A 26,105-nucleotide genomic window follows, 5' to 3' on the forward strand; every position below is an offset into this window, starting at 1 on the left:
CCACCGTGCGTCCCGCATGCTGCACCGTGCGCGACCGTCCGCCTCGGGGATGAGCCGGGATCGTCCCCCGGCGGGAGCAGCCACTCGCCCGGCCCGGATACGGTCGACACATGACTGGTGAACACCCCGCGCTGGCGCTCCGCGGCCTGGCCAAGCAGTTCGACGGCAAGGTGGCGGTCGCCGGGGTGGACCTGGCCGTCCCCGCCGGCTCGTTCTACGGCCTGCTCGGCCCCAACGGCGCCGGCAAGACCACCACCCTGTCGATGGCCGTCGGGCTGCTCCGACCCGACCACGGCCATGCCTGGGTGCTCGGGCACGACGTCTGGGGCGACCCGGTCGAGGCCAAACGGCTGCTCGGCGTCATGCCCGACGGCGTCCGGCTGTTCGACCGGCTCACCGGCGCGGAACTGCTGGCGTACCACGGTCTGCTGCGGGGCATGGACCCGGCGGTGGTCGACCAGCGGGCGGCGGAACTGCTCGACGTGCTGGCCCTCACCGACGCCGGCCGGACCCTGGTCGTCGACTACTCCGCCGGCATGAAGAAGAAGATCGGCCTGGCCTGCGCGCTGCTGCACGGCCCCCGGCTGCTGGTGCTCGACGAGCCGTTCGAGGCGGTCGACCCGGTGTCGGCGGCGCTGATCCGCGACATCCTGCACCGGTACGTGGTCGGCGGCGGGACCGTGGTCTTCTCCAGCCATGTGATGGAGGTCGTCGAGCGGCTCTGCTCGCACGTGGCGATCCTCGCCGACGGCACCATCAAGCGGGTCGGCACCCTCGCCGAGGTGCGTGGCGAGCGCTCCCTGGAGGACGTCTTCGTCGAGGTCGTCGGCGGCCGGACCGCGACCGGTGAGGAGTTGGCGTGGCTGTCCCGGTGAGCACACCCGCCGAGCGGGTCCGCCCGGTCTCCCCGCGCCACTTCGTCCGGCTCAAGCTGCGGGTGATGGGCAACAACTTCCGGGGCCAGGGCTGGCGGATCGCGCTCTTCGTGGTCGGGGTGCTGGTCGGGCTCTGGTTCGCGGCCGGCGGGTTCCTGATGTTCGCCGCCCCCGGCTTCGCCGACGAACCCCGGTACGCGGTGATGGCGGCGGCGTTCGGCGGCGGCGTGCTCGTCCTCGGTTGGCTGCTGCTGCCACTGGTCTTCTTCGGCGTCGACGAGACCCTCGACCCGGCCCGGTTCGCCCTGCTGCCGCTGTCCCGCCGCACCCTGGTCACCGGCCTGTTCGCGGCGGCGCTGATCAGCGTGCCGGTGTTCGCGGTGCTGGTAGCGGTCGCCGGGCTAGTGGTCAGCGCCGCACTGCTCGGTGGCGCGGTGGCCGGCATCGTCGCCGCCCTCGGCGTGGTCGTCGGGGTGCTGCTCTGCGTCGCCGCCAGCCGCGCGGTGACCAGCGCGTTCGCCACCATGCTGCGGTCCCGCCGGGTCCGCGACCTGGCCGCCGTGCTGCTGGCCGTGGTCGCCGCGCTGCTCGGCCCGTTGCAGCTCGTGGTGCTGGCCGCGGTGCGGTCCGCCGACTGGGACCGGCTGGTCGGGGTGGCCCGGATCGTCGGCTGGACCCCGTTCGGCGCACCCTGGACGATCGGCCTCGACGTGGCCGAGGGTCGGGCCTGGGCGGTCCCGGTGAAGCTGATCATCACCGCGGTGACCATCGGTGCCCTGCTGCTCTGGTGGTCCCGGTCGCTGGAGTCGGCGATGGTCGGCGCGGCGAGCGCCGCCCCGACGAAGGCCCGCCGGGCACCGACCGGCGGCGCGATCGCCCAACTCTTCCCCCGCGCGGTCGGCTGGGCCCGCCGGGACCGGTTCGGCGCGCTGGTGGCCCGCGAGTGCCGCTACTGGTGGCGGGACGCCCGGCGACGGGCCAACCTGATCACCATCGCGGTGGTCGGCATCTTCGTGCCGGTGATGGTCAACCTCGGTGGCGCCGGGTTCGCCGGCGGCGAGGAGGGCTTCGAGGCCGCCGGGGACCCGTCCCCGGTGCTGCTCAGCATCTCGATGCTCTTCGTCGGCGTGCTCGCCTCGGTGACCCTGGCCAACCAGTTCGGCTTCGACGGCAGCGCCTACGCGGCGAACGTGGTGGCCGCGGTCCCGGGTCGGCTGGAGCTGCGCGCCCGGATGACCGCCTTCTCTGTGTACGTGCTGCCGATGCTCGGCATCGTCTCCCTGATCATCAGCGGGGTGCTCGGCCGGCCGGAGTGGTTCGGGGTGGCGGCGGGGGCCCTGCTCGCCTCGTACGGGGTGGGGTTGGCGATCAACGGGTTCATCTCGGTGCTCGGGGCGTACTCGCTGCCGGAGACGAGCAACCCGTTCGCGATGAACGGCGGTTCCGGGATCGCCAAGAGCATGCTCACCCTGCTGTCCATGGTCGGCTCGGCGGCTGCCGCCGTACCGATGGTGGTGGCCGCAGGGCTGCTCGGCGACGGGTGGCTCTGGCTGTCCCTGCCGGTCGGCGCGGCGTACGGGCTGGGGGCGGCCCTGCTCGGGGCGTACCTGGCCGGGGACGTGCTGGACCGCCGGATGCCGGAGCTGCTGTCGACCGTCACGCCCCGCCGCTGATGCCGGTCGTCGAGGCGGTCACCACCGTCGCGGTCCCGCCGGAGGTGGCGTTCGCGGTGTCGCAGACCGTCGCGCCGGTGCGCTACCGGTGGGACCCGTTCGTCCGCGAGCAGCACTTCACCGACGGGGCCACCCGCCCCGGCAAGGGCGTGCGCACCTTCACCCGGTCCCGGCACGGCCTGGTGATGATCAGTGAGTACGTCTCCTTCGCCCCGCCCACGAACGTGGGGATGAAGATGGTGCGCGGCCCGTGGTTCTTCGAGATGTTCGCCGGTGGCTGGCGGTTCGCCCCCGCACCCGAGCCGGGCCACACGGTCGCCACCTGGCGGTACAGCTTCCGCTGCCGGCCGGCGTTCCTGCGCCCGATCGCCGACCGGATCGGCGTCCGGCTGCTCACCCGGGACATCCGCCGCCGGATCGCCGGTTACGCCGCCGGGTGCGCCGACCCGGAGGTGCTGGCCGCCGCCCGTGCCGCCCTGTCCGCCGGGACGGACGGCACGCCCCGGGCGGCGGACCTCACCCCTGGGGGTACTGACTCCGCCCCTCGGGATGCAACGGTCGACGACGCGGGACCACCCTCCGGTAGCTGATCCGCCAGCCCGTCGCCGGCCGCCGCGCACCGACTGTCCCTGCCGGAGGCTGCGCCTCGACCCGACGGACCACGTCCTCGTAGACCACCGTGCCCACCGGGCCGTCGACCGGCACGCCGAGCCCCTTCGAGCGGACCCGCACGGTACCGTCGGCGTCCTCGCTGACCACGATGTTGGTCACGTGGTGGCCGAGCGGGTTGCCGTCGCCCAGGGTCCGCGCCGCCTCGGCGAACGCCGCATATCCCCGCAGTACGCCGAACCCGTAGGCGGTGACGTCGTAGGCGAAGTCGTCGGTGAACAGCTCGGACAACCGGTCGAACGCCCCGTCGTCCATCAGGTGGCCGTGCAGTGCGACGAGTTCATGGATCGCCAGCCGGTCGTCGGCGCTCAGCGGCACACCCGTCGTCCCTCCAGCCGGGCGGCGGTTCCCGTCGAGCTGACGAAGGAACGCCAGGTGTCGGGGGTGAAGTGGAGCGTCGGGCCCGCGCGGTCCTTGCTGTCCCGGACCAGCACCACCCCGGGCAGATTGTCCGCCACCTCGACACAGTTGCCGGAGTCGTCGGAGCGCGACGAGGTCCGCCAGCGTGGCTCGTCAGGGGTCATGGCGTCACCTTCAGCTTGTTGACCAGATCATGCGAGGCGCGCTCGGCCAGCGCCTCACCCAACAGACTCTCCCACTTGCGCAGCATCAGTCGAATCCATTCCGGATGGTCCGCGATCTGTCCCCGCGCCGTGTTGTCCAGACACAGGACCTGCTCGCTCCCGGGCAGTTCCGCCAGCACGAACCCGCCGCCCAGCGAGACGTGCGCGCCGGCATCGAGCCGCAGCACATGGAGCCGCACATGGGGAAGCTCAGCAGCCTCCATCAGCCGTCCGAGCTGCCGGTCCATCACCGCCGGCCCACCGATCGACCGCCGCAGTGCGCTCTCGTCGATGACGAAGACACACTCAGGTGGGTCGTCCTGGCCCAGTACCGCTTGTCGGCTCATCCGGAGCGCGAGGAGTTCCTCCACCCGATCGTCCCGCTGGAGTCCGCCGGCCGAGAAGACGGCCCGCGCGTAGTCCTCGGTCTGGAGCAGCCCGGGTACCAGACACGGCTCGAAGTTACGCAGTCGAACCGCCTGGGCCTCGTAGCTCTGCCAGGGCAGGAACCATGACAGCGCCCGCTCCCCTTCCTGTTCTCTGAGGAGGCCGGCGAGGAGGCCGCCGGTGCCGAGGGCTTCGTCGGCCGCGACGGCGAACCCGTTCCGCACCGCTTGCCGCTCGCGGCACCGCAACGGCGACGGGCAGTCGTACTCCCGGATGCCGCTACCGCCCGAGGTGGCCCGGATCTTGGTGGGAAACGGCCCCCGTGGGGGCCGAAAGTCCCCAAGATCCTTCCTGGCGTACCCGGAATGTCGGCGCGGCGAGGGGTGGAGCAGGTGGTGAGACGGTTCGTGCCGCACGTGCCGATGCGACCGCTGTGGCGCTGTTGGGCCTGTGGCGCACCCTGGCCCTGCCAGCCGGCCCGGCTCACGTTGCTGGTCGAGTACCGGGGCCAGCGGACCGCCCTGCTGGTCTACCTGGGTGCGCTGATGGTCGAGGCCGGCGACCAACTCAGCCAACTCACCGACCACGCCCGCCCGGCCGAACTGCACGAGCGCTTTCTCGGCTGGGCGCGCGCCCGCTCGGCGGGGAGGCCCGGTGATCGTCTACGCGTGAGCGGCACCGAACCGGCGTGTCGTGATCGCCCCCGCGCAGAGGATCAGGAAAGCGCGGCCGTCTCTCGCCCCGACCCGGCAACGCGGGACGGGGCGGGGGCCACAATGTTTCACGTGAATCCAGAACCGGGCGCCGAGATCCACCACACCGACCCGTTCGCGGTGCCGACCGGGCAGCGCTCGCCGGCCCGTCGACTGCGGGGGCGGCTCGCCGCACCGGTGACGCTCTGGACCGCCCCCGCGCCGGCCGGGCTGACCGTGTCGTCCACCCTGGTCGCCGAGGGAGAGCCGGACCGGCTACTCGGCCTGATCGACCCCGAGGCCGACCTCTGGGCGGCGATCGAGGAGGCCGGCCGGTTCGCCGTGACCCCGCTGGGCCCGCCCCACCGGCAGCTCGCCGACCGGTTCGCCGGGCTCTTTCCCTCCCCGGGCGGTCTCTTCGCCACCGGGTCGTGGACCGACACGCGCTACGGGCCGGTACCCGCCGACGCCGGGAGTTGGGCCGGCTGCCGCCTGGACACCGCCCGGGAGTACGGCTGGGCCCTCCTCGTCGAGGCCACCATCGAGACGGTCGAGATCGTCACCGACACCCACCCGCTCCTGCACTACCGGGGTCGGTACCACCATCTCCCCTGAGCCGCCCGGGTGGTCGGGTCGCCAGGTCGCCGATGTGGCGGTATCGCGAGTGGCGGATACCGCTACATCGACCCACCGGAGTGGATCATGGCCCCGGCCTGCGGGGCGGGGCCAGGGCCCTCAGTCAGCCCGGCTGGCCAGGGGCCCGGCCAGCCGGTGAGCGGGGTGACGTGGGTCACTGGGCGCAGGTGGAGGACCGTTCGGCGCAGGAGGCTGCCGGGATCGATCTGCACCTTTTCTCGCAGGCAGGCCGCTCTCTACGGTGCGCGAAACTCCCGATGCCTGTGAAGGTGGTGATCCACAGATGTCCACGGACACACCCACGCCCGCCCCGGCCGACTCGGCGGCGGAGCGTTATCTGGCCGTACAACGGTCGGACGAGTTCGTCGGGTTGCGCCGCGCGCTGCGCAGCTTCGTCTTCCCGATGACCGTCGCGTTCTTCCTGTGGTACGCGCTCTACGTGATCCTCTCCGCCTACGCGCGGGACTTCATGGGCACGAAGCTCTTCGGCAGCAACATCAACGTGGCGCTGATCTTCGGTCTGCTCCAGTTCGTCTCGACGTTCCTCATCGCCTGGCTCTACTCGCGGTACGCCGACCGCAAGCTCGACCCGACCGCCGACCGTATCCGCGCCGAGATGGGGGAGGTGACCCATGAATCCGGTCCTCGCGGTTGAGGCGGGTGGCGGCACCGCCCGCAACCTGACCATCACGCTGTTCCTGGTCTTCGTGGCGGTGACCCTGGCGATCACCATCTGGGCCAGCCGGCAGACCAAGACGGCCACCGACTTCTATGCCGGCGGACGGTCCTTCTCCGGTTTCCAGAACGGCATGGCGATCGGTGGCGACTACATGTCGGCCGCGTCGTTCCTCGGCATCGCCGGCATCATCGCGCTGTACGGCTACGACGGCTTCCTCTACTCGATCGGCTTCCTGGTCGCCTGGCTGGTGGCGTTGCTGCTGGTGGCGGAGCTGCTGCGTAACTCGGGCCGGTACACGATGGCCGACGTGCTGGCGTTCCGGATGCGTCAGCGTCCGGTGCGTACGGCGGCGGCGGTCTCCACCATCACGGTGTCGATCTTCTATCTGCTGGCCCAGATGGTGGGTGCGGGCGCCCTGGTCGCGCTACTGCTGGGGATCAAGCCGGGCACGACCTTCCTCGGCATGGACGCCGACACCGCCAAGATCGCCACCATCATCATGGTCGGCGCCCTGATGATCATCTACGTGACCGTGGGTGGCATGAAGGGCACCACGTACGTCCAGATCGTCAAGGCGTTCCTGCTGATGACCGGCGCACTGGTGATGACCGTGCTGGTGCTGGCGAAGTACAACTTCAACCTGTCGGCGCTGCTGGGTGACGCCGCCGCCACGTCGGGCAAGGGCAATGCGTTCCTCGAACCCGGGCTCCGCTACGGCGTCGAGGTGGCCGGCAACTCCACCCAGACCTTCTACAACAAGATGGACCTGCTGTCGCTGGGCATCGCCCTGGTGCTCGGCACCGCCGGCCTGCCGCACATCCTGATCCGCTTCTACACCGTGCCGACCGCCAAGGCGGCCCGCAAGAGCGTGCTCTGGGCGATCGGCATCATCGGCACCTTCTACCTGCTGACCCTCGCGCTCGGCTTCGGCGCGGCGGCGCTGGTGGGTGGCAAGGCGATCGTCGCGCAGGACAAGGCCGGCAACACGGCCGCGCCGCAGCTCGCCGAGGAGTTGGGCAAGACCTTCCTCGGCGGCAACCTGGGCGGGGCGACCCTGCTGGCGATCATCGCGGCGGTGGCGTTCGCGACCATCCTGGCGGTGGTCGCCGGGTTGACCCTGGCGTCGTCGTCCAGCCTGGCGCACGACTTCTATGCCAACGTGGTCAAGAAGGGGCAGACCTCCGAACGGCAGGAGGTCCGGGTGGCCCGGATCTCGGCCCTGGTCATCGGCGCGGTCTCGATCGCCCTGTCGATCTACGCGCAGAGCCTCAACGTGGCCTTCCTGGTGGCGCTGGCGTTCGCGGTGGCCGCCTCGGGCAACCTGCCGGCGATCCTCTACAGCCTGTTCTGGAAGCGGTTCAACACCTCGGGCGCGGTCTGGGCCATCTATGGCGGACTGCTCTCCGCAGTGTTCCTGGTGTTCTTCTCGCCGGTCGTCTCCGGCGCGCCGACCTCGATGTTCCCGGACCACGACTGGCAGTGGTTCCCGCTGTCGAACCCGGGGCTGCTGTCCATCCCGTTCGGTTTCCTCTGCGGCTGGATCGGCACGGTCATCTCCAAGGAGCACGACGAGGACAAGTACGCCGAGTTGGAGGTGCGTGCCCTCACCGGCGCGGGAGCGCACTGAGCGACCGGCACCACGAGGCCCCCGCCGCGAGCGATCGCGGCGGGGGCCTCCGGCGTTTCCCGGGCGTCGCCGATCCCGGCAACCGTGCCGTCGAGCACCCCGGAGGCAGAGATGGGCAGGGTACGGGACACGCAGATGTCCCAGGTCGAAAGAACCTACGGCTACCACGCTGAGTAGGCTGACCGCCATGAAGGTTGCCCAGCGTTTCGGAAGCGGTCACCGCATCCTCGTCACCGGCGGCGCCGGGTTCGTGCCGTCGCACCTGGTGGACGCCCTGATCGAGCGCGGGTGCACGGTCGTCGCGCTGGACAACTTCGTCACCGGTTCCAAGGACAACGTCGCGCACCTCGCGGAGCACCCCCGCTTCACCCTGGTCGAGGCGGACATCTCCGAGGGCCTGCCCACCCACCACACGGCCCTGGCCGAGCGGTTCGACGCGATCCTGCACATGGCGTCCCCGGCCAGTCCCACCGACTTCGACAAGCTGCCGGTGGAGATCCTCCGGGTCGGCTCGGTGGGCACCCTGCACCTGCTCGACCGCGCGGTCGCCGACGGGGCCCGGTTCCTGATGGCCTCCACCTCCGAGGCGTACGGGGACCCGAAGGAGCACCCACAGCGGGAGACCTACTGGGGCAACGTGAACCCGATCGGGGTACGCAGCGTCTACGACGAGGCGAAGCGCTTCTCGGAGGCGGCCACCATGGGTTACCACCGCAGTCGGGGGCTTGATGCGGCGATCGTCCGGATCTTCAACACGTACGGCCCGCGGATGCGACCGGACGACGGCCGCGCCATCCCGACCTTCATCTCCCAGGCGCTGCGCGGCGCGCCGATCACCGTGCACGGCACGGGTGAGCAGACCCGCTCGATCTGTTACGTCGACGATCTGGTGCGCGGCATCCTGCTGCTGCTCGACTCGACGGAGACCGGCCCGATCAACTGCGGCACCGAACACGAGCTGACCATGCGGCAACTCGCCGAGACGATCGTGTCACTCTCCGGCAGCGGGTCACAGGTGACCTACGTCACTCGCAGCTCGGACGACCCGGAGATGCGCCGCCCCGACCTGACCCTCGCCCGGGACCTGCTGGGATACGAGCCGCAGGTGTCGCCCGATGAGGGCCTGCGACGCACCATCGACCATTTCCGCGACCGGCTAGGGTAGCTCCCCCGCGCCACGCGGGACGGTCGGTACGCTTCACGTTCCGCCAACGCTCGACTGGCCTACGTACGCTGAAACGCATGTCAGCGACCTCGTCAGCCGGCGCCTCGCTCCCGTACCTGCACCGCGGCGCGGGCCGTGCCGCGGTGCCCGGTGCCGACCGCGGCGCCACCGGGCGTGCCCGCCAGTCCGACGCGCAGTGGTACCCGTCGTACCAGGACGACCAGCCCCGGTCGGGCGGACCGGGCGGCCCCGGCACACCCGCCGGGCCGGGCGGGCCGGGGAACTACGGCCGGCGCGGGCCGCGACCGCGCTGGGGCCGGATCGCCCTGGTGGCCGGCGTGACAGTGCTGGTGGTGGCGTTGCTCGGCGGGATCGGGGCCTGGTTCTACACCCGCAACCTCAACGAGGACCTGGCCCGCACCGACCCGTTCTCCGAGATCACCGGTGGTCGGCCCGCGAAGGCGGTCGACGGGGCGCTCAACATCCTGCTGGTCGGCACGGACTCGCGGGACCCGGACGCCGCGGTCGACAAGCCGGGCGAGTGGCGGGCGGACACGCTGATCGTCATGCACATCCCGGCCGACCACCAGAAGGCCTACCTGGTCTCGGTCCCGCGTGACCTGTACGTGCCCATTCCCGAGAGCGCGGGCGCGGCCTGCGACTCCGGTCGGCGCGCGAAGATCAACGCGGCGTTCGCCTTCGGTGGCCTGCCGCTGGCGGTACGCACCGTGGAGTGCTTCACCGACGTCCGGATCGACAACGTGATGGCGATCGACTTCGGCGGCTTCAAGGAGGTCACCGACGCGGTCGGCGGGGTGGACCTGAAGGTGGAGCAGAGCGTCACCTCGATCCACAAGCCGTACCGGAAGTTCACCAAGGGCACCATGCACATGGACGGCGCCACGGCCCTGGACTGGATCCGGCAGCGCAAGCAGTTCCCCCAGGGCGACTTCGCCCGGATGCGCCACCAGCAGGAGTTCCTGCGGGCGCTGATGGACAAGGCGGCGAGCACGGGCACCCTGACCAACCCCAAGAAGCTGAACGCGTTCCTCCAGTCGGTGACCGACGCGGTGACCGTGGACAACGACTTCTCCCTCGGCGACATGGCCGTCCAGTTCCGCAACCTGCGCGGCGAGAACCTGACCTTCCTCACCAGTCCGAACACCGGCAGCGACACCATCAACGGGGAGTCGGTGGTGGTCTCCGACCGGGAGAAGGCGCTGGCGATGTACAAGGCGATGTCCGCCGACACCATGGCGGACTGGGTGGCGGCCGACAAGAAGGCGGACGCGCCGGGCAACGGGAACTGAGCCTTCCGCGGGGTGGGGGCGGGCCGGCGTGGTCCGCCCCCGCTTTCAGCCCGGCCTGGGCCGATGCCCGATGTGTCGGGCAGATTTCGATGAGCGTCATCAGAGGTCGATTCCTGAAGGCTTGATCATCGAACGCCAACAGCCGTCCGGTCTCATCAACCAGCCCGAACGGATGAATTACCGGGTTAAAGGTCAGGTTGTCTGGGATTTGTGCGTGTGACTACCTCGCCTTGACGGGAAGCGGTACGTAAAGTGGTCCCGCCCCCCGATCACGCGAGCTGGAGCACGCATGCCGGTTCAGACCAGCCCCCGCCCACCGTCGCTGAACGCCGACCCCTACCGGGCGTCGGCCGCCGTCCCGTCACCGGGCGGACGCGGCGGACGGCCCTCCGGAACAGCCCGCAAGCGCGCCCGGCGCAAGGACCCGCTCTGGGCGCGGCTGACCGTGGTCTTCGGCGCGGTGCTGATGTTGACCAGCGGCGTCGCGATCGTCGGCAGCAAGGTGCTGATCAGCCAGGCCACCGGCAACATCGCCCAGCGCAACCTGCTCGGCGGGGCGGGCAAGACCGAGGCCGAGGGCGGCGCCAATCTGGACGGCCCGATCGACATGCTGCTGCTCGGCGTGGACGCGCGGGAGCGCTGGGCCGCCGACGACGTCCGGTCGGACAGCATCATCGTGCTGCACATCCCGGCCAGCCACGACCAGGCGTACCTGATCTCGATCCCCCGGGACACCGAGGCGCAGATCCCCGCGTTCAAGAAGAGCGGGTTCAAGGGCGGCACCGACAAGATCAACGCGGCGTTCCAGGCCGGCGCGCGCAACGGCGGCGGCTGGGAGGGCGGCGCCCAGCTGATGGCCCAGACCATCAAGAACATGACCGGGGTCAGCTTCGACGGCGCCGCGATCATCAACTTCGGTGGCTTCAAGAACGTCATCGACACCCTCGGCACGGTGCGCATCTGCGTCAGCCACGAGGTGAAGTCGCACCACATGATGATCGTGGACGGCAAGCAGATGTGGAACGCCGACGCCAAGAAGACCGGCCGGCCGATGACCCCGGTGGTCTACAAGAAGGGCTGCCGGGAGATGACCGGCCTCCAGGCGCTCGACTACTCGCGACAGCGCTACGGCCTGCCGAACAGCGACTACGACCGGCAGCAGAACCAGCAGCAGCTGATCAAGGCGATGGCCCGCAAGGCCACCGACAAGGGCATGCTGACCAACCCGGTGAAGGTCAACCAGCTGATCAAGGCGGCCGGCAAGGCGTTCATCCTGGACACCGGTGGGGTGGCGGTCGCCGATATGGTCTTCACCATGCGCGGGGTCACCGCCAACGAGTTGACCATGCTGCGCACCAACGGCGGCACGTTCAACGGCAACGCCAACAACCGTGAGGCGCTCAGCCAGCAGACGCTGGACATGTTCCAGGCGATCAAGGAAGACAAGCTGGGTGAGTTCGTGTACGCCAACCCGAGCGTCCTGTCCACCCGCAAGTGACCTGCGGGTAGTCGGGGCGAACCGGCCCGGCGACCGGCCGCCCCGCCGTAGCCTGACGTGAGAAGTTTTCACGTTACGGGGAGGGCGTCACGGCCAGGTCAGCGCGATCCGAGCGGGAGCGGGGTACACCGCCTCCCGGCCGGCGCAGGTCACGCTGGTCCCGGGTCCTGCTCGGTGTCGGCCTGGCCCTGGTGCTGCTCGCCGGCCTCGCCGTCGTCGGGGTACGGCTGCTCGCCCACCGCTACGACCGGACGGTCAACCGGGAACAACTGCTCGCCCCGGACGCCCGGCAGGCCCGCACCGAGCTGGACACCGGCCTGAACTACCTGGTCGTCGGCTCCGACCGACGCCCCGGCGCGCAAGGGTCGGACCAGCGATCGGACACCATCCTGATCGTGCACGTCCCGCCCGGCCTACGGCAGGCGTACCTGATTTCCGTCCCCCGCGACCTGCTGGTCGCGATCCCGCCCGACGGCGCCGGCTACGGCGGGGGACAAGACAAGATCAACGCGGCGTACGAGCACGGCGGCGGCGGCGAGGGCGGCACCCGACTGCTCTCGGCCACCCTGACCCGCCTCACCGGCATCCGCTTCGACGGCGCGGTACTCGTCGACTTCGCCGGCTTCCGCCAGGTCATCGACCTGCTCGGGGGCATCCGGATGTGCGTCGACACCGAGGTCCGGTCGATCCACACCGGGGCGCACTTCCCGGTCGGCTGCCAGCAGATGGACGGCGCGAAGGCGCTGGACTACGCCCGGCAGCGCTACGACCTCCCGAACGGCGACTATGACCGGCAACGCCACCAGCAGCAGATGCTCCGGGCGATGCTGGACCGCGCCGCCCAGGCCCACCTGCGCAGCGACCCCGTGCAACTGGACCGGGTGCTGCGGGCGGTCGGCGGTTCACTCACCGTCGACACCAACGGGGTACCCCTGGACGACCTGGTGTTCGCACTGCGCTCACTACCCGCCGACGCGCTGCACGGGGTGCAGCTGCCGTCCTACCCGCAGACCATCGACGGCATCTCGTACGTGGTGCTGGACCAGGGGGGCGGTGGGCTCTTCGACGCCGTCCGCACCGACCGGCTGCCCGACTGGTCGCAGGCCAACCCGCGCTGGGTCAACCGGTTGTGACGCCACACCGACCAGCCGACGTGCCGTCGGAGGCACCGAGGATCTAGGCTTGGTGACCGTGTTCGGATCCCAGGTTCCCAGCGTCCCCGTGACCGCGATCAACGACGATACCTACCTGCTCGACGTCCGTGAGGACGACGAGTGGGCGGCGGGCCACGCGCCCGGCGCCCATCACGTGCCGATGATGGAGCTGCCGGCCCGGCTCGCCGAAGTGCCCACCGACCGCGAGGTCGCGGTGATCTGCCGCTCCGGCGGGCGCTCCGCCCAGGTGGTCGGCTACCTGCTCAGCAACGGGTGGGGGCAGGTGCGCAACGCCGACGGCGGGATGCGGCAGTGGGTGGCCGTCGGCAAACCGGTGGTCACCGGGGACGGGCAACCCGGCCAGGTCATCTGAGCACCGGACCATGGGTGATCCGCTGGTCTTCGCACATCGTGGCGCGTCGGCCGACCTTCCCGAACACACCCTGGCGGCCTACCTGCGGGCCCTCGACGAGGGCGCCGACGGGTTGGAGTGCGACGTCCGGCTGACCCGCGACGGGCACCTGGTCTGCGTACACGACCGGCGGTTGAACCGGACCAGCAACGGTCACGGTCTGGTCAGCGCCCGCACGCTGGCCGAGTTGGAGACCTTGGACTTCGGCTCCTGGCATCCCGGGTGCACGCCGGCCGACGGCGACGAGGCACCGGACGACACGCACACCCGGCTGCTCACCCTGGACCGGCTGCTGACCGCCGTGCGGGACGCCGGCCGCCCGGTCCGGCTGCTGGTGGAGACCAAACACCCGTCCCGCTACCGGGGGGACGTCGAGCGCCGGCTGGTGGCGCTGCTGCGTCGGCACGGGCTGGCCGAGCCGGACCCCGACGACCCGGTCCAGGTCACCGTGATGTCCTTCTCCCCGCTGGCGGTGCGCCGGGTCCGCGAGCTGGCCCCGGCGCTGACGACGGTGCTGCTGCTGGAAGTGCTGCCCCGCTGGCTGCGACTCGGCCGGCTGCCGTTCGGCGCCGGGATCGCCGGGCCGGGCATCGGTCTGGTGCGAGCCCGCCCGGCGCTGGTGCCCACACTGCGGGCCGCCGGCCACCCGGTGTACGTCTGGACGGTCAACGAACCGGCCGACCTGGAACTGGTCCTCGACGCCGGGGTGGACGGGGTGATCACCGACCGGCCCGCCCACACCCTGGCCCGGCTCGGCCGATGAAACCCGTCGCCGCCCGGCCCGCCCGGCCGATCAGACCCGTCGCCGGCCGGCCCGACCGGCCGGTGCGACCCGTCCTCGTCCGGCCCGCCCGGCCGGGGATTCCGGTCGGGGCGTCGGCAGCCGTCGGGGGATGCCCGAAGGGTGGTGCACGGGGCACACTCGGGGCATGCCGGAGCGCACCGACCTCGCCGACCTCATCACCGACCACGGCGCGGTGATCGAGATGATCAATTCGGGAGAGGCCGGGCTGCCGGTGCTCACCGCGCTCCTCCGGGCGGCCCGGCCCGCGCTCGGCGCGGCCTGCGTGGCCTTCGTCGAGTTCGCTCCGACCGGCGGGCGGGTGATCGCCGCCAGCGGCTGCGCCGAGTGGACCATCGGCCGCCCGCTGCCGGCCTCCGACCCGGCCACCGTCTGCCTGCTCACCGGCCCCCGGGTCCGGCAGACCCGGCTGGACCGCCTCGACGGCCCGCTCGCCGGGGAACTGGCCGAGCGCGGCCTGCGCCGCATGATCGTCGCCCGCGCCGAACTCAACGGGCTCACTGTCGGCAGCCTGCACGCCCTCTACGCCGACAACGAGGAGTCCGAGGACCGGGTCCAGCACGCCACCCTCGGCTACCTCGCCTCCTGCATCGCCCACATGTACGGCGACCAGAGCGGCCTGCCGGTGCACGGCGACGGCCCGGTCGTGGCGGCCCTCGCCGACGGCCTGGCGGTGGTCGACCGGGACGGCCGGGTCCGGCTCTGGAACCCGGCCGCCGCGCAGGTCACCGGTCGCAGCGCCGGTGAGGCGATGAACCGGCCCCTGCCGTTCCCGCTCCCCCCCGCCGGCCAGGTCCTCGACCACCAACTGTCGGACGGGCGGTGGCTGCGGATCACCTCCGGTGAGCTGGTCGGTCCGGGCACGCTCCGGGTGGTCACCTTCCGCGACATCACCGACCAGCAGCGCCGGGACTCCGACCGGGACCTCTTCGTCGCGGTCACCAGCCACGAGCTGCGTACCCCGGTCACCGTCATCAAGGGCTACGCGGACACCCTCACCGACCACTGGGAGTCGTTGACCGACCACGACCGGCGGCAGGCGGCCCGGGTGATCGGTCAACGGGCCAACGAACTCGCCCGGCTGGTCGACCGGCTGCTCACCTCGGCCACCGACGTCCGCCCCGGCGACGAGCCGGCCGTCCCGTTCGACCTCGGCGGGGCGCTGCGCGCGGCGGTGCTGGACCTCCCCGCGGACCTGCGCCGCCGACTGCTCCTGCACGTCCCCGTCGACCTGCCCAAGGCGCTCGGTGACCGGCACAGCCTGACCACCGTGCTGACCGAGCTGTGCACCAACGCGGGAAAGTGGTCACCGGCGGACGCCGCGATCGAGGTGTTCGCGGCGGCCGACAGGCAGACCGTGTCGTTCCGGGTCACCGACCGGGGGGTCGGCATCCGGCCTGAGCACGTGGAACGCGCCTTCGACCGGTTCTGGCAGGGCGAGTCCGGGGACCGGCGGGGATATCCCGGTGCCGGGCTGGGCCTCTATCTCGTCCGCCGGATCGTTGAACAGCAGAATGGATGGGTATCCCTACGTCCACGAGATGGTGGCGGTACGGTCGCAGAGGTGCGGCTGCCGCGCGGATGAGCTGTCGTCGGTGGGCACGGGGGTGACCCACCGCACCAGCAGGCATGGGGCCGCGAAGGAGCCGGGGTGTCGACGGGACGAGTCGAGCGTTCGTGGTGTGTGGTGGTCCCCCACCACGCCACCGGCGCGCGGCTGGCCCGGCACCGGCTCGCCGACGAGCTGGCCGACCTGGTGCCCCCGCCCCTCCTCGCCGACCTGGTGGCCGTCCTGGCCGAACTGGTCGGCAACGCGGTCCGGCACGCCGACCCGCTACCCGGCGGGGTGGTCCGGGTCGCCTGGCGGCTGCGGCCGACGGCGACCGGCACGGGCCTGTCCGTCCGGGTGACCGACGGCGGCGCCGGGGCGGGCCCCCGGATGCGGGCCGCCGGCACCGACGCGGTCGACGGTCGGGGCCTGCACATCGTCGCCGGGTTGGCCAGTCGCTGGGGGGTCGACCGGGACGGCCTCGGGCAGAGCGTCTGGGCCGAGTTCGACCCGGCCGACTGTTGCCCTGACCTGGTCGCCGCCGGCTGACCGGGGCACCCTGGTCGTCACCGGCCGGGCCGGGGTCCGACCTCGGCATTCGTCGACCCCCCGGGGAGGCGCGGGGCGGGTCCTGCCCCCACCGCCCCCGGTCGGGCTCTAGGCTGTCTCGCCGTGAGCAAGCGTCGAAAGAACCAGCGCGCCGAGGCCGCTCCCCGCCGGGAGAAGATCCGGGACGTCTTCGTCCCCCGTCCGTTCGAAGGGTTGGCGGACGAACCGGAGTGGATCGCCCTGCGCGAGCTCGTGCCGGCCGCCTCCGCACCACTGCGGCTCACCCCCGACCTGGTCGAGGAGCACGGCGACCGGCCGGTCACCCTGGCCACCGTGCTGCCGATGGCCGCCCCGGCGATGACCAAGCCGGACGGTCGGGTGTTCATCGGTCTGCAGCGGCACCAGCAGTCCGGCGACGTCTCCCGGGACCTGGCCGAGGCGCTGCTCTGCGCGTTGCGTACCGAGCCGGGTGGGGCGGTGACGGTGCCGCCGCTGCCCGGCCCCGGCCCCCGGCTCCAGGACATCCTGGTCGACGGTCCGCTGGACATCACGATGCACGACGGCTTCGACTTCTGGCTCGACCCCGGCGCGGCCGACGACCCGACCGTGCAGGCGTCCCTGGAGCGGGCGAACGCGGCGATCTACCCGACCGTGAAGCTGGCCGCCGCGCGGGCCGCCTACTGGTGCCAGGTGCCGGAGAAGGCGCACGTGCGCTGGGTGCTCGGCGACGACGAGGACGCCGCGTTGGACGCGCTCTCCCGGCTCTCCGCCGCCGGTGTCCTCACCCTGGGCGAGGGCACGAAGTTCGCCGGCATGTTCCGGGCGCACGGCCGGCTGGCGCCGGTCTGGGACCTGCCGGAGGACGTCCCGGCCGCCGAGTGGGAGGAGCCGGTCGCCGCGTTCGCCAAGCGGTACGCCGACGCGTTGGCCGAGAAGGAGCCGCTGGACGCCGCCGGCCGCCGGGCCCGCCAGGGCCTGCTCGGCCGCCAGCTCACCCTCCGCTGAGCCACCCCCGCCGCCCGCGTGTGAGCCGTGCCCCTGCCGGAACCTGAGCCGTCCTGCCCTGCCGGAGCCGCCCCGCTGGCGGGCGGCCCCCTGCCGGCGGCTCAGGCGGCGGGCGGGTGCAGGGGCTCGCGGACCAGCGGGCAGGACATGCAGCGGGGGCCGCCCCGGCCGGAGCCCAGCTCCGAACCGGCGATCGGGATGACCTCGATGCCGGCGCGCTCCAACTGGGCGTTGGTCTCCACGTTGCGTTCGTAGCCGACGCAGAGCCGGGGGGCCAGGGCGAGGGTGTTGTTGCCGTCGTCCCACTGCTCACGTTCGGCGGTCACCGGGTCGAGGCCGGTGTCGATCACCCGGAGCTGGTCGAGGTCCATCGCGTCGGCCGCCGCGCGCAGGAACGGCGCGGGGCCGTCGACCCGGGGCTCGCCGTCCGGCCCGGCGATCACCGTGTACGCCGACAGCGTGCTGGCCACGTTGGGGTACATCAGCACCGCGTCGACGTCGACCATGGTGCAGACGGTGTCGAGGTGCATGGTGGCCCGTTCCTGGGCGATGGGCACCACCAGCATGGTGTGCGCCAGGCCGGCGGCGAAGACCTGCCGGGCCAGCCGCTCGGCACCGGCCGGGGTGGTCCGCTCGCCCACCCCCACGGCGAGCACCCCGGGGGCGAGCAGCAGCACGTCGCCGCCTTCGAGATGCTCCAGACCGGGGTGGTAGACGGCCCGGGTGCCGACGAAACGGGGGTGGTAGCGGTAGATCGCGTCGGTCAGCGTGGTCTCCCGGCGGCGGGCCGGCATGGCGAGGCTGGTGACCCCGACCCGGTCGCCGATCCACAGTGACGAGTCCCGGGTGAAGAGCAGGTTGGGCAGCGGGTCGATGACGAACTCGTGCCGGTCCATCATCGTCCAGACCAGACCGCCGGGACGCTCGGCGCTGATCCGTACCTCCTCGTGGGCGAGGCCGGCGGTGAGCACGCCGGCGAGCCCGGCCGGGTCGAGGTAGGCGAGGTGGTCGGCGACCCGGCGGCGCAGGGTGTCGCCCAGCCGGGGCGAGCTGAGCACCTGCTCGGTGAGGTCGGCGCGGGCCTCGGCGACGGCGAGGGTCTCGGCGAGCAGGGTGGCGAGGTAGAGCACCTCCACGCCGCGCCCGCGCAGCTCGGCGGCGAAGGCGTCGTGCTCCTCCTGGGCCCGGCCGACCCATGGGATAGCGTCAAAGAGCAACGAGTCGTTGTTGCGGGGGGTGAGGCGGGCAAGTTCCGGACCCGGCCGGTGCAACAGCACCGTGCCGAGTCGACCGACCTCGCTGTCCACGTAGTGGGTCACCCCCGCAGCGTAGGGCAGTGGTGAACGATCTTCAGCGGAAGAACAGCGGATGAATATGGCATTCATCCGCACTCATTCCGGCGCTCCAACTTGCCGTACCCCCACAGTGGCGACGTAGGGTAGTGAGACCATAACTTTCGAGGGACCTTTTGCCGGAGGTCGCGATGACTGTCTTTCCCGCTCGTCGAGCCGTACCCACCCGGGCACTGCCGCCCGTGGCGGTGCCGCACCCCCGTCCCGACGGGTCCGCGGCACTCGATCCGGCCCGTCCGACCCCACTGGAGTGGGCGCGTCGACGCCGGGCCGAGCGGGGCGCCCGCCGGCTGGAGGCCGCCGGGGCGCGGGCGCTCGGGCAACTCGACCACCTGGGCCCCGCCTGGCACGTCATCGAGTGGCCGCGCACCGACGTCTCCGACGTCCTGCGCGACCACGGCCAGGACGAACGCGCCGGGTTCCTCGCCATCGGCCCCAGCGGGCTCTTCGCGGTCAGCATCGCCGACCACGGCCGGGCCCGGGTGCTGGTCGCCGGGGACGTGGTGCAGATCAACGGCAAGCGCCCGCCGTACGTGGCCGAGGCCCGCAAGGACGCCAAGCGGGCGAGTAAGGCACTCACCGCAGCGGTCGGGCTGCCGATCCCGGTGACGCCGGTGCTGACCTTCGTCGGCTCCGGCGTCATCAGCGTCTACGGCCTGCCCAAGGACTGCATGATGGCGACCCACCGGGAGCTGGACCGGCTCCTCGTCGCCGGGGGCAACCGGATCAGCCCGGCCACCGCCGAGAAGCTGTCCCGGGTCGCCCAGGCACCGCAGACCTGGCACAACGGCACCTACCGTCCCGCCGGCGACTACCGGTGGTACGACGAGGGCCGAACGGCCGCTGACAAGCCGGCAGGTCGCCGGTAACGTCACCGGCGACGCCCCGCGGTACCGGTCCCCCCGACATCTCCGGTCCGCGCCGTCGCCGGCCGCCCACCAGGGCACCCGATCCACACCGGCGGCCGGTGGCTCCAGCGCGGTCGGCGACCGTCATGAAGACCGGCTAGCGTGGACAGTCCGTCGGTGTACCTAGGAGGCGCGGTGGCCCACGTCGAACTCTCGCTCTCGGACGTGTTCGTGCCGGCCGCGCGGACGCCGACAGGGCCGGGGGGCGACAACGTCGGGCAGTGGTCGGCCACCGTCTCACACGCCGAGGAGCCCTGCCTCCTGATCGCCGCCGACACCCGGGTGGTGGCCATCTCCGCCGCCGGCTGCGAACTGCTCTGCCTCGGTGCCCCCGAGGAGGTGGTCGGCCTGCCGCTGCTCGAAGGGGGCCTGCGGCTGCTCGACTTCACCGCCGCCCGGCACGAGCTGCCCGAGCAGGAGACCGACAAGATCCCGCCGCTGCTCGCCCTGCACTCCGGTCGACTCGCCCGGGGGCTGCTGAGGGTGCAACCGGCCGGCGACGACACCACCTACGCCACCGTCGACGCCATCTCCACGCCGATGCTCACCGACGGGTCGGTCGCCGGTTCACTCACCTTCTTCTCCGCGATCTGACCGGCTCTCCCCGTCCCGCCGCCCCCGCGCGACTCCCCCGAGGATCGGCCCGTGCCGCCTGACCCCGCACACCGCCCCCCGCACCGCCGGCCGGTCACCGCCCGGCTCGCCGTGGTCCTGCTCGCCGTGCTACCGGCCACCGGATGCGCGGCCCCGCCGGAACGCCGGGTGGCGATCCCCGTCGCCCCGCCGACGCCCGCCGTGACCGCGCCGCCGACCATGCCGCCCACCCTCCCGCCACTGACCCCCACCCTGCCGTCGACCCCGACGCCGCCGGCCCCCACCGCCGCCGCGGTCGCCACGGACTGCGCCGGCCGGCCCACCGCCAACCGGGTGATCGGGCTGCTCCGCGACGACGTGCTGCCGGGAAACGTGACGGTACGGGCCGTCGACGGGCCGCTCTGCGCCGACGGCTGGCAGTACACCGTGCTGGCGGTCAGCGGGCACGAGGAGCTCCAGGCGGTCAGCCGGGGTGAGCCGGGGGCGCTGCGGTTGGTCACCGCCGGGACGGACGTCTGCTCGATCGAGGTGAAGGCGGTCGCACCGCCCGCCATCCGGACGTTGGCCTGCGACGCCGCGACCGGGCTGCCACCGGGTGCGTAGGCTGGTCGGCATGCCCGGAACACCGCCGACCCGATACGTCTACCTCGGCCCCGAGGGCACCTTCGCCGAACAGGCGTTGCGTACCGTCCCGGCCGCCGAGCACGGCAGTCGTACGCCCGCCCGCAGTGTCGGTGAGGCGTTGGAGAGCGTACGGGCCGGTGAGGCGGACGCGGCGCTGGTGCCGATGGAGAACTCGATCGGCGGCGCGGTCGGGGTGACCCTGGACGAGCTGGCCGAGGGGGGCCCGCTGGTGATCACCCGGGAGGTGATCCTGTCGGTGGAGTTCGTGCTCGGCGCCCGCCCCGGCACCGACCTCGCCGGGGTGCGCAGCGTGGCCGCCCATCCGCAGGCGTCCACCCAGTGCCGCAACTGGCTGCGCGCCCATCTGCCCGACGCCACGGTGATCGACGTGCTCTCCAACGGCGCGGCGGCGGCCGGCGCGGCGAACGGGGAGTACGACGCGGCGATCTGCGCCCCGATCGGTGCGGCCCGGCACCGGTTGACGCTGCTCGCCGACAAGATCGCCGATCATCCGGACGCGGTGACCCGCTTCGCCCTGCTGTCCCGCCCCGGCCCGCCCCCGCCGCCGACCGGTGACGACCTCACCTCGCTGGTGGTCTACATCGCCCACGACCGGGTGGGCGCCCTGCTGTCGGTGCTGATGGAGTTGGCCGTCCGGGGGGTCAACCTGACCCGGATCGAGTCCCGTCCCACCGGTGAGGCGCTCGGCCGGTACGTCTTCTTCCTCGACTGCACCGGTCACGTCGCGGACGCCCGGCTCGGTGAGGCGTTGCAGGGGCTGCGTCGGGTCTGCGCCGAGGTGCGCTTCCTCGGGTCGTACCCCCGGCACCGGTGGACCGACGCGGTGGGTCACCGGCCGGTCCCGGCGCCGGCCGGCCTGTCGGACGCCGACTACACCGACGCGGCGGCCTGGCTGGCCCGGCTGCGCTCCGGCGAACTGAGCTGACCCCACCGCCGCAGATCTTCACGGCACACAGACGGATGGGGGCGGTCCCGCGCGGGACCGCCCCCATCCGGTGCAGGTCAGCTGAGCAGACCGCCGAGCAGGCCCTGTTGCTGCTGCTGAGTGCCGCTGCCCTGGACCGGCGGCTCCTCCGACGGCTGGACCACGACGAAGCCCTGGCCGGCGAAGCTCATGGTGAACGCCTCACCGGTGCTGCGACCGAGCAGGGTGCCCAGGCCGAGCTGCTCGGCCCGGTGGTAGCCGGTCTGGAGGTTGGCCGACCAGCAGACGGCGGCCTGCGGGTCGACGTAGGTGGGCGCGTCGACGTTGAGCACGACCGGGGTGCCCTTGGTGGTGATGGCGATCCGACCGTGGCCGCTGAACACGCAGTTGAACAGGCCGGACGAGGCCATCCCCGCGCCACCGACCATCTTGATGTCGTACGACAGGGAGGAGTCGAAGGCCAGCACGCTGGACCCGTTGATCGACAGGGCGTCGCCCGGCTCCAGGTCGATGATGTGCACGTCCTTGGCCAACTCGGCGAGGAAGACGTCACCGTGGCCGCTGAGCTTCATCAGTGGCACCCCCTCGCCGGTGAGCCGCTGCTTGATGAACTTGCCGATGCCGCCCGAGCCGAGCGCCTGGAACTGCACCTGCCCCTGGTAGGCGACCATGGACCCGACCCGGGCCATCGCCTCACCGTTGAGTTCGATCTTGAGCATCTTGGAGTTCTGCAGCCGCATGCCGGGCTGGGCGGACTCCTTCTCCAGGTTTTCTGCCGAGAACAGCGCGCTGCGCATGGGGTCTTCCTCCTGATCGGGGATGTGCTCGCCCCACGGTAGGCAGCCCCCGCAACTGCCGCATCAGCCGAGCGGCGCGCTCAGCCCCAGCCCAACGCGTGCAACCGCTCGTCGTCGATGCCGAAATGATGGGCGATCTCGTGCACCACCGTCACCGCCACCTCTTCGATCACGTCGTCCTCGGTGGCGCAGATGTGCAGGATCGGCCGACGGTAGATGAAGATCCGGTCGGGCAGCACGCCCGAGTAGCTCCAGCCGCGTTCGGTCAGCGCGTGCCCCTCGTAGAGGCCGAGCAGGTTCTCACCGGCGGGTGGGTCGTCCTCGACCAGGATGACCACGTTGCTCATCAGCCGGAGCAACTCCTCGGGCACCTCGTCGAGGGCCTCGCCGACCAGCTCCTCGAAGCGTTCACGGCTCATCTCCACGGGCACCTCACCCATTGTGCCCGACCCGCCGCCCGCCCACCGGTCCGCCGAGGTCCCGCCCGTACCCCGGTTGCCGCCCGGCCCACGTGCGGGCCGGGCGGCAACCGGGACGGATCAGGAGGCGAGGCGGGCGGTGAGGCTGATCTGCGCGCCGGGGGAGAGCAGCCGGGAGATCGGGCAGCCCTCCTTGGCGGCCTCGGCCAGCTTGGTGAACTGGGCCTCGTCCAGGCCCGGGGCCTGACCGACGGTCTCCAGGTCGATCCGGGTGACGGTCATCCCCGCGTCGGTCTTGTCGAAGTGCACCTTGGCGGTGGTCTCCACCGAGGTGTCGGACAGGCCGGCGTCGGCGAGCTGCTTGGAGAGCGCCATCGAGAAGCAGCCCGCGTGGGCCGCGCCGATCAGCTCCTCCGGATTGGTCCCCTCGCCCTCCTCGAAGCGCGACTTGAAGGAGTAGTTCCCCTCCAGGCCGCCCTTGCCGGTGCGGACGGTCCCGGCGCCCTCGGTGAGATTGCCCTGCCAACGTGCGGATGCGGTACGGATAGGCATACCCCGAACGCTAGTCGAACCCCCACCGCGCTGCCGACCTTCCGGGTGCCGGCTCCCGGCCGGTGGCGTTCCGACGTGGGATGATGCGGGTCAGGCCCGCGACGCGGAAGGTGGCCGATGTCCCAGGATCTCCCCATCCCGAGACAGGACGACCGCACGGACGACAGCGCCGTGCTGGAGTGGGGTGCCCCCGAACGACCGACCGGCCGACGGTTCGGGCACTGGCCCACCGCGCTGCGCCGGGACCGCCGGCTACCCCCGGTGCTGACCCTGCTCGGCGCGGTCGCCGCCACGGCGTCGATGGCCGGGGAGTGGCTGGTGATGACCGTCCCGAACGGTGGTCCGGAGGGCAGCGGCACCATCCGGGTGCCCGGTGGAGTGGCCGAGGTGGGCGGCTTCGGAATCGCGTACCTGATGGGATTGTTGCTGCTCAGCGTCGCGGTGGTGCTGACCCTGCGCGGGCGGGCGGCGGCCCGGCACGACGCCCGGCTGACCGGTCTGGCCGTGGCGGGCGCCCTGGTGGTCCTGCTCACCGTCACCGCGTTCTCGTTGGACGACTCCGGGCAGCGGGCGCTGTTCTACTCCCCCGAGGACGGGTTCCGGGTGGACTACGGCCGGGGCCTGGTGATGGCGTTCGTGGCCGTCGTGCTGGTCGGGGCGGCACTGCTCACCGTCGTCCCGGAGCCGGACGTCCGGCTCCGGGACGACGGTCCCGGTGACGGGGCCGAACCGGCCGGGGTCGATCCCGGCGGGGACGACCGACCGGCCGCGCCCGCCGACCTGACCGTCGCCCCGACGGTCCCGTTCGCCCGCCGCGAGTCCGACGCCTGAGCGCCGTCACCCGCCACGACCGGCCCCCGCCCCGGCACCGGCGCGGACCCGCGGTGAGCGGTCCGGCGGCCATCCGGCGTTGGCACCCGGTTCGCCGGGAAGCCGTGGTGGCGACCTGTTCGGCGAGGTACGGTTGCTGCCCGCCGTCACACCGGGTCGGATGACCGGTACGGACGGCGGCGGGCAAGGAGGAACGATGACCCGCCCGGGACTGCCGAAACTCATCGCCACCGACCTCGACGGCACGCTGGTGCGCAGCGACGAGACCGTCTCTGCGTACACCCACGGGGTGCTCGACCGGGTGCGGGCCGCCGGTATCCCGGTGGTCGGTGCCACCGGCCGCGGCCCCCGGTTGAAGGAACTCACCCGCAACGACATCCGGGCCGCCGACTACCTGGTGATGGCCGGGGGTGGCTGCGTGGTGGACCAGAGCGACCCGGCCGGCCCGGTGGTGCTGCGCGACGAGCGGCTGTCCGCCGAGGTGCTGGCCGCGCTGCTGACCGACCTGGAGGCCGCCGTCGGCCCGCTGACCGTCATGGTCGAGGGGTCCGACGAGCACGACGCGCCACTCTGGGGCGACTACCACCCGGCCTGGCCCTACCAGGACCGGTTCGAGGCGCGCACCCGCGCCGAATGTCTCTCCCACGACGTGATCAAGGCATTCGTCCGGACCGCCGACCACCACGTGGACGAGCTGCTGGAGACCGCCCGGCAGCTCGTCGGGCCCGAGGTGGCCAGCCTCACCCAGGCCGGCCTCGGCTTCGTCGAGATCTGCCCCCCGGGGGTGGACAAGGCCAGCGGCCTGACCGTGGTCGCCGACCGGCTCGGCGTCGACCCGGCGGACGTGCTGGTCTTCGGGGACATGCCCAACGACCTGCCGATGTTCGCCTGGGCCGGCTGGTCCCGGGTGGCCGTGTCCAACGCCCACCCGCTGGTGCGGGCCGCCGCCGACGAGGTGACCCTGCGCAACGACGACGACGGGGTGGCGGTCTATCTGGACCGACTACTCTCCCGGTGATGGGAGAGACACCACGGCTGGTCGCCAGCGACATCGACGGCACCCTGCTCGGCGACGACCGACGGCTCAGCGCCCGCACCACGGCGGTGCTGGAGCGGGTCGCCGCGGCGGGCACGCCGGTCGTACTGGTCACCGGCCGCCCGATCCGCTGGCTCCAGATGGTGTACGACCAGCTGTCCGCGCCGTTGCCGGCGATCTGCGCCAACGGCGCGGTGGTGTACGACCCGGACACCGACCAGGTGCTGCGGGCCGACCCGCTCGACCCGCAACTGCTCGCCGAGGTGGCCCGCCGGCTGCGGGCGGCGGTGCCGGAGGTCAGTTTCGCGGTGGAGATCGTGGACAGCCGGGAGATGCGGCACGAGGCGCACTACCCGCTGCGCTGGGACGCCGACCACGAGGCCATCCGGGCCGTCGAGTCGCCGGAGGAGCTGGCCTCGGTGCCGGCGGTGAAGCTGCTGGCCCGGGCCGGCACCCAGGACCCGGACGCCTTCGTGCAGGTGGTGGCGGGGGCGCTGGAGGGGCTGGCCGAGGCGACGCACTCGTCGTACAGCGGGCTGGTGGAGATCTCCGCCGCCGGGGTGACCAAGGCGGCCGGGCTGGCCTGGTACGCGGCCCGGATCGGCGTACGGCAGTCCGACGTGCTCGCCTTCGGTGACATGCCCAACGACGTGCCCATGCTCACCTGGGCGGGGCGGGCGGTGGCGGTGGCCAACGCGCACCCCGCCGTCCTGGAGATCGCCGACGAGGTGACCGGGGCGAACACCGCCGACGGGGTGGCGACGTACCTGGAGAAGGTCTTCGGGGTGGGCTGAGCGGACC

Annotated in this window: 28 protein-coding genes and 1 pseudogene; 22 read left to right on the top strand and 7 right to left on the bottom strand. The window is 72.2% G+C overall.

The features are described 5' to 3' along the window. Positions 1-110 precede the first annotated feature (110 nt). From GA0070216_RS21105 to GA0070216_RS21115, 3 genes are read left to right on the top strand one after another with little or no spacing between them, the layout of a single operon-like run. Entirely contained in the window at positions 111-875 is a 765-nt protein-coding gene (locus GA0070216_RS21105) for an ABC transporter ATP-binding protein (protein WP_091248886.1), read from the top strand. Beyond that, on the top strand, positions 860-2,548 hold the full coding sequence (locus GA0070216_RS21110) for an ABC transporter permease (RefSeq protein WP_091248891.1): 1,689 nt from the start codon (positions 860-862) through the stop codon (positions 2,546-2,548). Before GA0070216_RS21105 ends, GA0070216_RS21110 begins: the two co-directional genes overlap by 16 nt. Further along, the gene (locus GA0070216_RS21115) at positions 2,548-3,138 is read left to right on the top strand and encodes an SRPBCC family protein (RefSeq protein WP_245722622.1); all 591 of its coding nucleotides are present in this window, start codon (positions 2,548-2,550) and stop codon (positions 3,136-3,138) included. Before GA0070216_RS21110 ends, GA0070216_RS21115 begins: the two co-directional genes overlap by 1 nt. Here GA0070216_RS21115 and GA0070216_RS21120 read toward each other — a convergent pair. From GA0070216_RS21120 to GA0070216_RS35625, 3 genes are read right to left on the bottom strand one after another with little or no spacing between them, the layout of a single operon-like run. Continuing rightward, positions 3,065-3,535 (bottom strand): nuclear transport factor 2 family protein, encoded by a 471-nt coding sequence (locus GA0070216_RS21120; protein WP_091248895.1) that lies wholly within the window; start codon positions 3,533-3,535, stop codon positions 3,065-3,067. The genes GA0070216_RS21115 and GA0070216_RS21120 overlap by 74 nt on opposite strands. Then, positions 3,526-3,741, bottom strand: a complete 216-nt coding sequence (locus GA0070216_RS21125) for a DUF397 domain-containing protein (protein ID WP_091248898.1) — start codon at positions 3,739-3,741, stop codon at positions 3,526-3,528. The genes GA0070216_RS21120 and GA0070216_RS21125 overlap by 10 nt, the downstream gene beginning before the upstream one ends. Next, on the bottom strand, positions 3,738-4,391 hold the full coding sequence (locus tag GA0070216_RS35625) for a DUF5753 domain-containing protein (RefSeq protein ID WP_245722623.1): 654 nt from the start codon (positions 4,389-4,391) through the stop codon (positions 3,738-3,740). Before GA0070216_RS35625 ends, GA0070216_RS21125 begins: the two co-directional genes overlap by 4 nt. Before the next feature lie 537 nt (positions 4,392-4,928). On the opposite strand from GA0070216_RS35625, the pseudogene GA0070216_RS21140 reads away from it, so the two are divergent. From GA0070216_RS21140 to GA0070216_RS21195, 12 genes and pseudogenes are all read left to right on the top strand, one after another. Continuing rightward, positions 4,929-5,474: pseudogene (locus GA0070216_RS21140) on the top strand (flavin reductase family protein); the annotation flags it as partial. Between the two features lie 304 nt (positions 5,475-5,778). Then, entirely contained in the window at positions 5,779-6,150 is a 372-nt protein-coding gene (locus tag GA0070216_RS21145) for a DUF485 domain-containing protein (RefSeq protein WP_091248902.1), read from the top strand. After that, on the top strand, positions 6,128-7,801 hold the full coding sequence (locus tag GA0070216_RS21150) for a solute symporter family protein (protein WP_091248905.1): 1,674 nt from the start codon (positions 6,128-6,130) through the stop codon (positions 7,799-7,801). Before GA0070216_RS21145 ends, GA0070216_RS21150 begins: the two co-directional genes overlap by 23 nt. 187 nt (positions 7,802-7,988) lie before the next feature. Beyond that, positions 7,989-8,966, top strand: a complete 978-nt coding sequence (locus GA0070216_RS21155; protein WP_091248907.1) for an NAD-dependent epimerase/dehydratase family protein — start codon at positions 7,989-7,991, stop codon at positions 8,964-8,966. A gap of 77 nt (positions 8,967-9,043) precedes the next feature. Beyond that, positions 9,044-10,276 (top strand): LCP family protein, encoded by a 1,233-nt coding sequence (locus GA0070216_RS21160; protein WP_091248911.1) that lies wholly within the window; start codon positions 9,044-9,046, stop codon positions 10,274-10,276. Between the two features lie 289 nt (positions 10,277-10,565). Next, positions 10,566-11,774 carry an LCP family protein gene (locus GA0070216_RS21165; protein WP_091248914.1) on the top strand — a complete coding sequence of 403 codons (1,209 nt, stop codon included), beginning with the start codon at positions 10,566-10,568 and terminating at the stop codon, positions 11,772-11,774. A gap of 191 nt (positions 11,775-11,965) precedes the next feature. Then, a complete protein-coding gene (locus tag GA0070216_RS21170) occupies positions 11,966-12,907 on the top strand; it encodes an LCP family protein (protein WP_091248917.1) in 942 nt (313 codons plus the stop codon). A gap of 58 nt (positions 12,908-12,965) precedes the next feature. After that, entirely contained in the window at positions 12,966-13,301 is a 336-nt protein-coding gene (locus GA0070216_RS21175; protein ID WP_091249320.1) for a rhodanese-like domain-containing protein, read from the top strand. Positions 13,302-13,311: 10 nt separating this feature from the next. Next, positions 13,312-14,103 carry a glycerophosphodiester phosphodiesterase gene (locus GA0070216_RS21180; RefSeq protein ID WP_091248920.1) on the top strand — a complete coding sequence of 264 codons (792 nt, stop codon included), beginning with the start codon at positions 13,312-13,314 and terminating at the stop codon, positions 14,101-14,103. Positions 14,104-14,269: 166 nt separating this feature from the next. Next, positions 14,270-15,727: a sensor histidine kinase gene (locus tag GA0070216_RS21185; protein WP_091248923.1), complete on the top strand. Its 1,458-nt coding sequence runs from the start codon at positions 14,270-14,272 to the stop codon at positions 15,725-15,727. Positions 15,728-15,826: 99 nt separating this feature from the next. Beyond that, entirely contained in the window at positions 15,827-16,240 is a 414-nt protein-coding gene (locus tag GA0070216_RS21190; RefSeq protein WP_176739076.1) for an ATP-binding protein, read from the top strand. A gap of 123 nt (positions 16,241-16,363) precedes the next feature. After that, on the top strand, positions 16,364-17,245 hold the full coding sequence (locus GA0070216_RS21195; RefSeq protein WP_091248931.1) for a DUF5926 family protein: 882 nt from the start codon (positions 16,364-16,366) through the stop codon (positions 17,243-17,245). A gap of 101 nt (positions 17,246-17,346) precedes the next feature. Here the strand turns inward: GA0070216_RS21195 and GA0070216_RS21200 are convergent, their stop codons facing one another. Then, complete coding sequence (locus GA0070216_RS21200; RefSeq protein ID WP_091248935.1) at positions 17,347-18,564, bottom strand: arginine deiminase; 1,218 nt, start codon at positions 18,562-18,564, stop codon at positions 17,347-17,349. Between the two features lie 164 nt (positions 18,565-18,728). On the opposite strand from GA0070216_RS21200, the gene GA0070216_RS21205 reads away from it, so the two are divergent. The 4 genes from GA0070216_RS21205 (at position 18,729) to pheA (ending at position 21,669) form a co-directional block, all read left to right on the top strand. Continuing rightward, positions 18,729-19,466, top strand: a complete 738-nt coding sequence (locus GA0070216_RS21205) for a hypothetical protein (RefSeq protein WP_091248939.1) — start codon at positions 18,729-18,731, stop codon at positions 19,464-19,466. 174 nt (positions 19,467-19,640) lie between these two features. Continuing rightward, on the top strand, positions 19,641-20,099 hold the full coding sequence (locus GA0070216_RS21210) for a hypothetical protein (RefSeq protein ID WP_091248943.1): 459 nt from the start codon (positions 19,641-19,643) through the stop codon (positions 20,097-20,099). A 51-nt stretch (positions 20,100-20,150) separates the two neighbouring features. After that, positions 20,151-20,702: a hypothetical protein gene (locus GA0070216_RS21215; RefSeq protein WP_245722624.1), complete on the top strand. Its 552-nt coding sequence runs from the start codon at positions 20,151-20,153 to the stop codon at positions 20,700-20,702. Positions 20,703-20,712: 10 nt separating this feature from the next. Continuing rightward, entirely contained in the window at positions 20,713-21,669 is a 957-nt protein-coding gene (gene pheA, locus GA0070216_RS21220; protein WP_091249327.1) for a prephenate dehydratase, read from the top strand. Between the two features lie 77 nt (positions 21,670-21,746). Here pheA and GA0070216_RS21225 read toward each other — a convergent pair whose 3' ends face one another. From GA0070216_RS21225 to GA0070216_RS21235, 3 genes are all read right to left on the bottom strand, one after another. Beyond that, positions 21,747-22,466, bottom strand: a complete 720-nt coding sequence (locus GA0070216_RS21225; RefSeq protein WP_091248947.1) for an AIM24 family protein — start codon at positions 22,464-22,466, stop codon at positions 21,747-21,749. An 80-nt stretch (positions 22,467-22,546) separates the two neighbouring features. Continuing rightward, complete coding sequence (locus GA0070216_RS21230) at positions 22,547-22,891, bottom strand: metallopeptidase family protein (protein ID WP_176739077.1); 345 nt, start codon at positions 22,889-22,891, stop codon at positions 22,547-22,549. Positions 22,892-23,005: 114 nt separating this feature from the next. Next, positions 23,006-23,437, bottom strand: a complete 432-nt coding sequence (locus tag GA0070216_RS21235) for an OsmC family protein (protein WP_091248949.1) — start codon at positions 23,435-23,437, stop codon at positions 23,006-23,008. A gap of 117 nt (positions 23,438-23,554) precedes the next feature. On the opposite strand from GA0070216_RS21235, the gene GA0070216_RS21240 reads away from it, so the two are divergent. The 3 genes from GA0070216_RS21240 (at position 23,555) to GA0070216_RS21250 (ending at position 26,098) form a co-directional block, all read left to right on the top strand. Further along, positions 23,555-24,268, top strand: coding sequence for a hypothetical protein (locus tag GA0070216_RS21240; RefSeq protein ID WP_091248952.1), 714 nt, complete (start codon positions 23,555-23,557; stop codon positions 24,266-24,268). A 196-nt stretch (positions 24,269-24,464) separates the two neighbouring features. Beyond that, positions 24,465-25,286: a Cof-type HAD-IIB family hydrolase gene (locus GA0070216_RS21245; protein ID WP_091248955.1), complete on the top strand. Its 822-nt coding sequence runs from the start codon at positions 24,465-24,467 to the stop codon at positions 25,284-25,286. Continuing rightward, positions 25,286-26,098, top strand: a complete 813-nt coding sequence (locus tag GA0070216_RS21250) for an HAD family hydrolase (protein WP_091248958.1) — start codon at positions 25,286-25,288, stop codon at positions 26,096-26,098. The genes GA0070216_RS21245 and GA0070216_RS21250 overlap by 1 nt, the downstream gene beginning before the upstream one ends. The last annotated feature ends 7 nt before the right edge of the window (positions 26,099-26,105 follow it).

The organism is Micromonospora matsumotoense (genome assembly GCF_900091525.1).
In the GTDB taxonomy this organism is placed as follows: domain Bacteria; phylum Actinomycetota; class Actinomycetes; order Mycobacteriales; family Micromonosporaceae; genus Micromonospora; species Micromonospora matsumotoensis.

What these genes read in the sequence shown, in the direction of transcription:
- GA0070216_RS21105 (WP_091248886.1), top strand. Translation starts at nt 111, where the DNA reads ATGACTGGTGAACACCCCGCGCTGGCGCTCCGCGGCCTGGCCAAGCAG.
- GA0070216_RS21115 (WP_245722622.1), top strand. Translation starts at nt 2,548, where the DNA reads ATGCCGGTCGTCGAGGCGGTCACCACCGTCGCGGTCCCGCCGGAGGTG.
- GA0070216_RS21125 (WP_091248898.1), bottom strand. Translation starts at nt 3,741, where the DNA reads ATGACCCCTGACGAGCCACGCTGGCGGACCTCGTCGCGCTCCGACGAC.
- GA0070216_RS21145 (WP_091248902.1), top strand. Translation starts at nt 5,779, where the DNA reads ATGTCCACGGACACACCCACGCCCGCCCCGGCCGACTCGGCGGCGGAG.
- GA0070216_RS21150 (WP_091248905.1), top strand. Translation starts at nt 6,128, where the DNA reads ATGAATCCGGTCCTCGCGGTTGAGGCGGGTGGCGGCACCGCCCGCAAC.
- GA0070216_RS21155 (WP_091248907.1), top strand. Translation starts at nt 7,989, where the DNA reads ATGAAGGTTGCCCAGCGTTTCGGAAGCGGTCACCGCATCCTCGTCACC.
- GA0070216_RS21160 (WP_091248911.1), top strand. Translation starts at nt 9,044, where the DNA reads ATGTCAGCGACCTCGTCAGCCGGCGCCTCGCTCCCGTACCTGCACCGC.
- GA0070216_RS21165 (WP_091248914.1), top strand. Translation starts at nt 10,566, where the DNA reads ATGCCGGTTCAGACCAGCCCCCGCCCACCGTCGCTGAACGCCGACCCC.
- GA0070216_RS21180 (WP_091248920.1), top strand. Translation starts at nt 13,312, where the DNA reads ATGGGTGATCCGCTGGTCTTCGCACATCGTGGCGCGTCGGCCGACCTT.
- GA0070216_RS21185 (WP_091248923.1), top strand. Translation starts at nt 14,270, where the DNA reads ATGCCGGAGCGCACCGACCTCGCCGACCTCATCACCGACCACGGCGCG.
- GA0070216_RS21205 (WP_091248939.1), top strand. Translation starts at nt 18,729, where the DNA reads ATGACTGTCTTTCCCGCTCGTCGAGCCGTACCCACCCGGGCACTGCCG.
- pheA (WP_091249327.1), top strand. Translation starts at nt 20,713, where the DNA reads ATGCCCGGAACACCGCCGACCCGATACGTCTACCTCGGCCCCGAGGGC.
- GA0070216_RS21225 (WP_091248947.1), bottom strand. Translation starts at nt 22,466, where the DNA reads ATGCGCAGCGCGCTGTTCTCGGCAGAAAACCTGGAGAAGGAGTCCGCC.
- GA0070216_RS21235 (WP_091248949.1), bottom strand. Translation starts at nt 23,437, where the DNA reads ATGCCTATCCGTACCGCATCCGCACGTTGGCAGGGCAATCTCACCGAG.
- GA0070216_RS21240 (WP_091248952.1), top strand. Translation starts at nt 23,555, where the DNA reads ATGTCCCAGGATCTCCCCATCCCGAGACAGGACGACCGCACGGACGAC.
- GA0070216_RS21245 (WP_091248955.1), top strand. Translation starts at nt 24,465, where the DNA reads ATGACCCGCCCGGGACTGCCGAAACTCATCGCCACCGACCTCGACGGC.
- GA0070216_RS21250 (WP_091248958.1), top strand. Translation starts at nt 25,286, where the DNA reads ATGGGAGAGACACCACGGCTGGTCGCCAGCGACATCGACGGCACCCTG.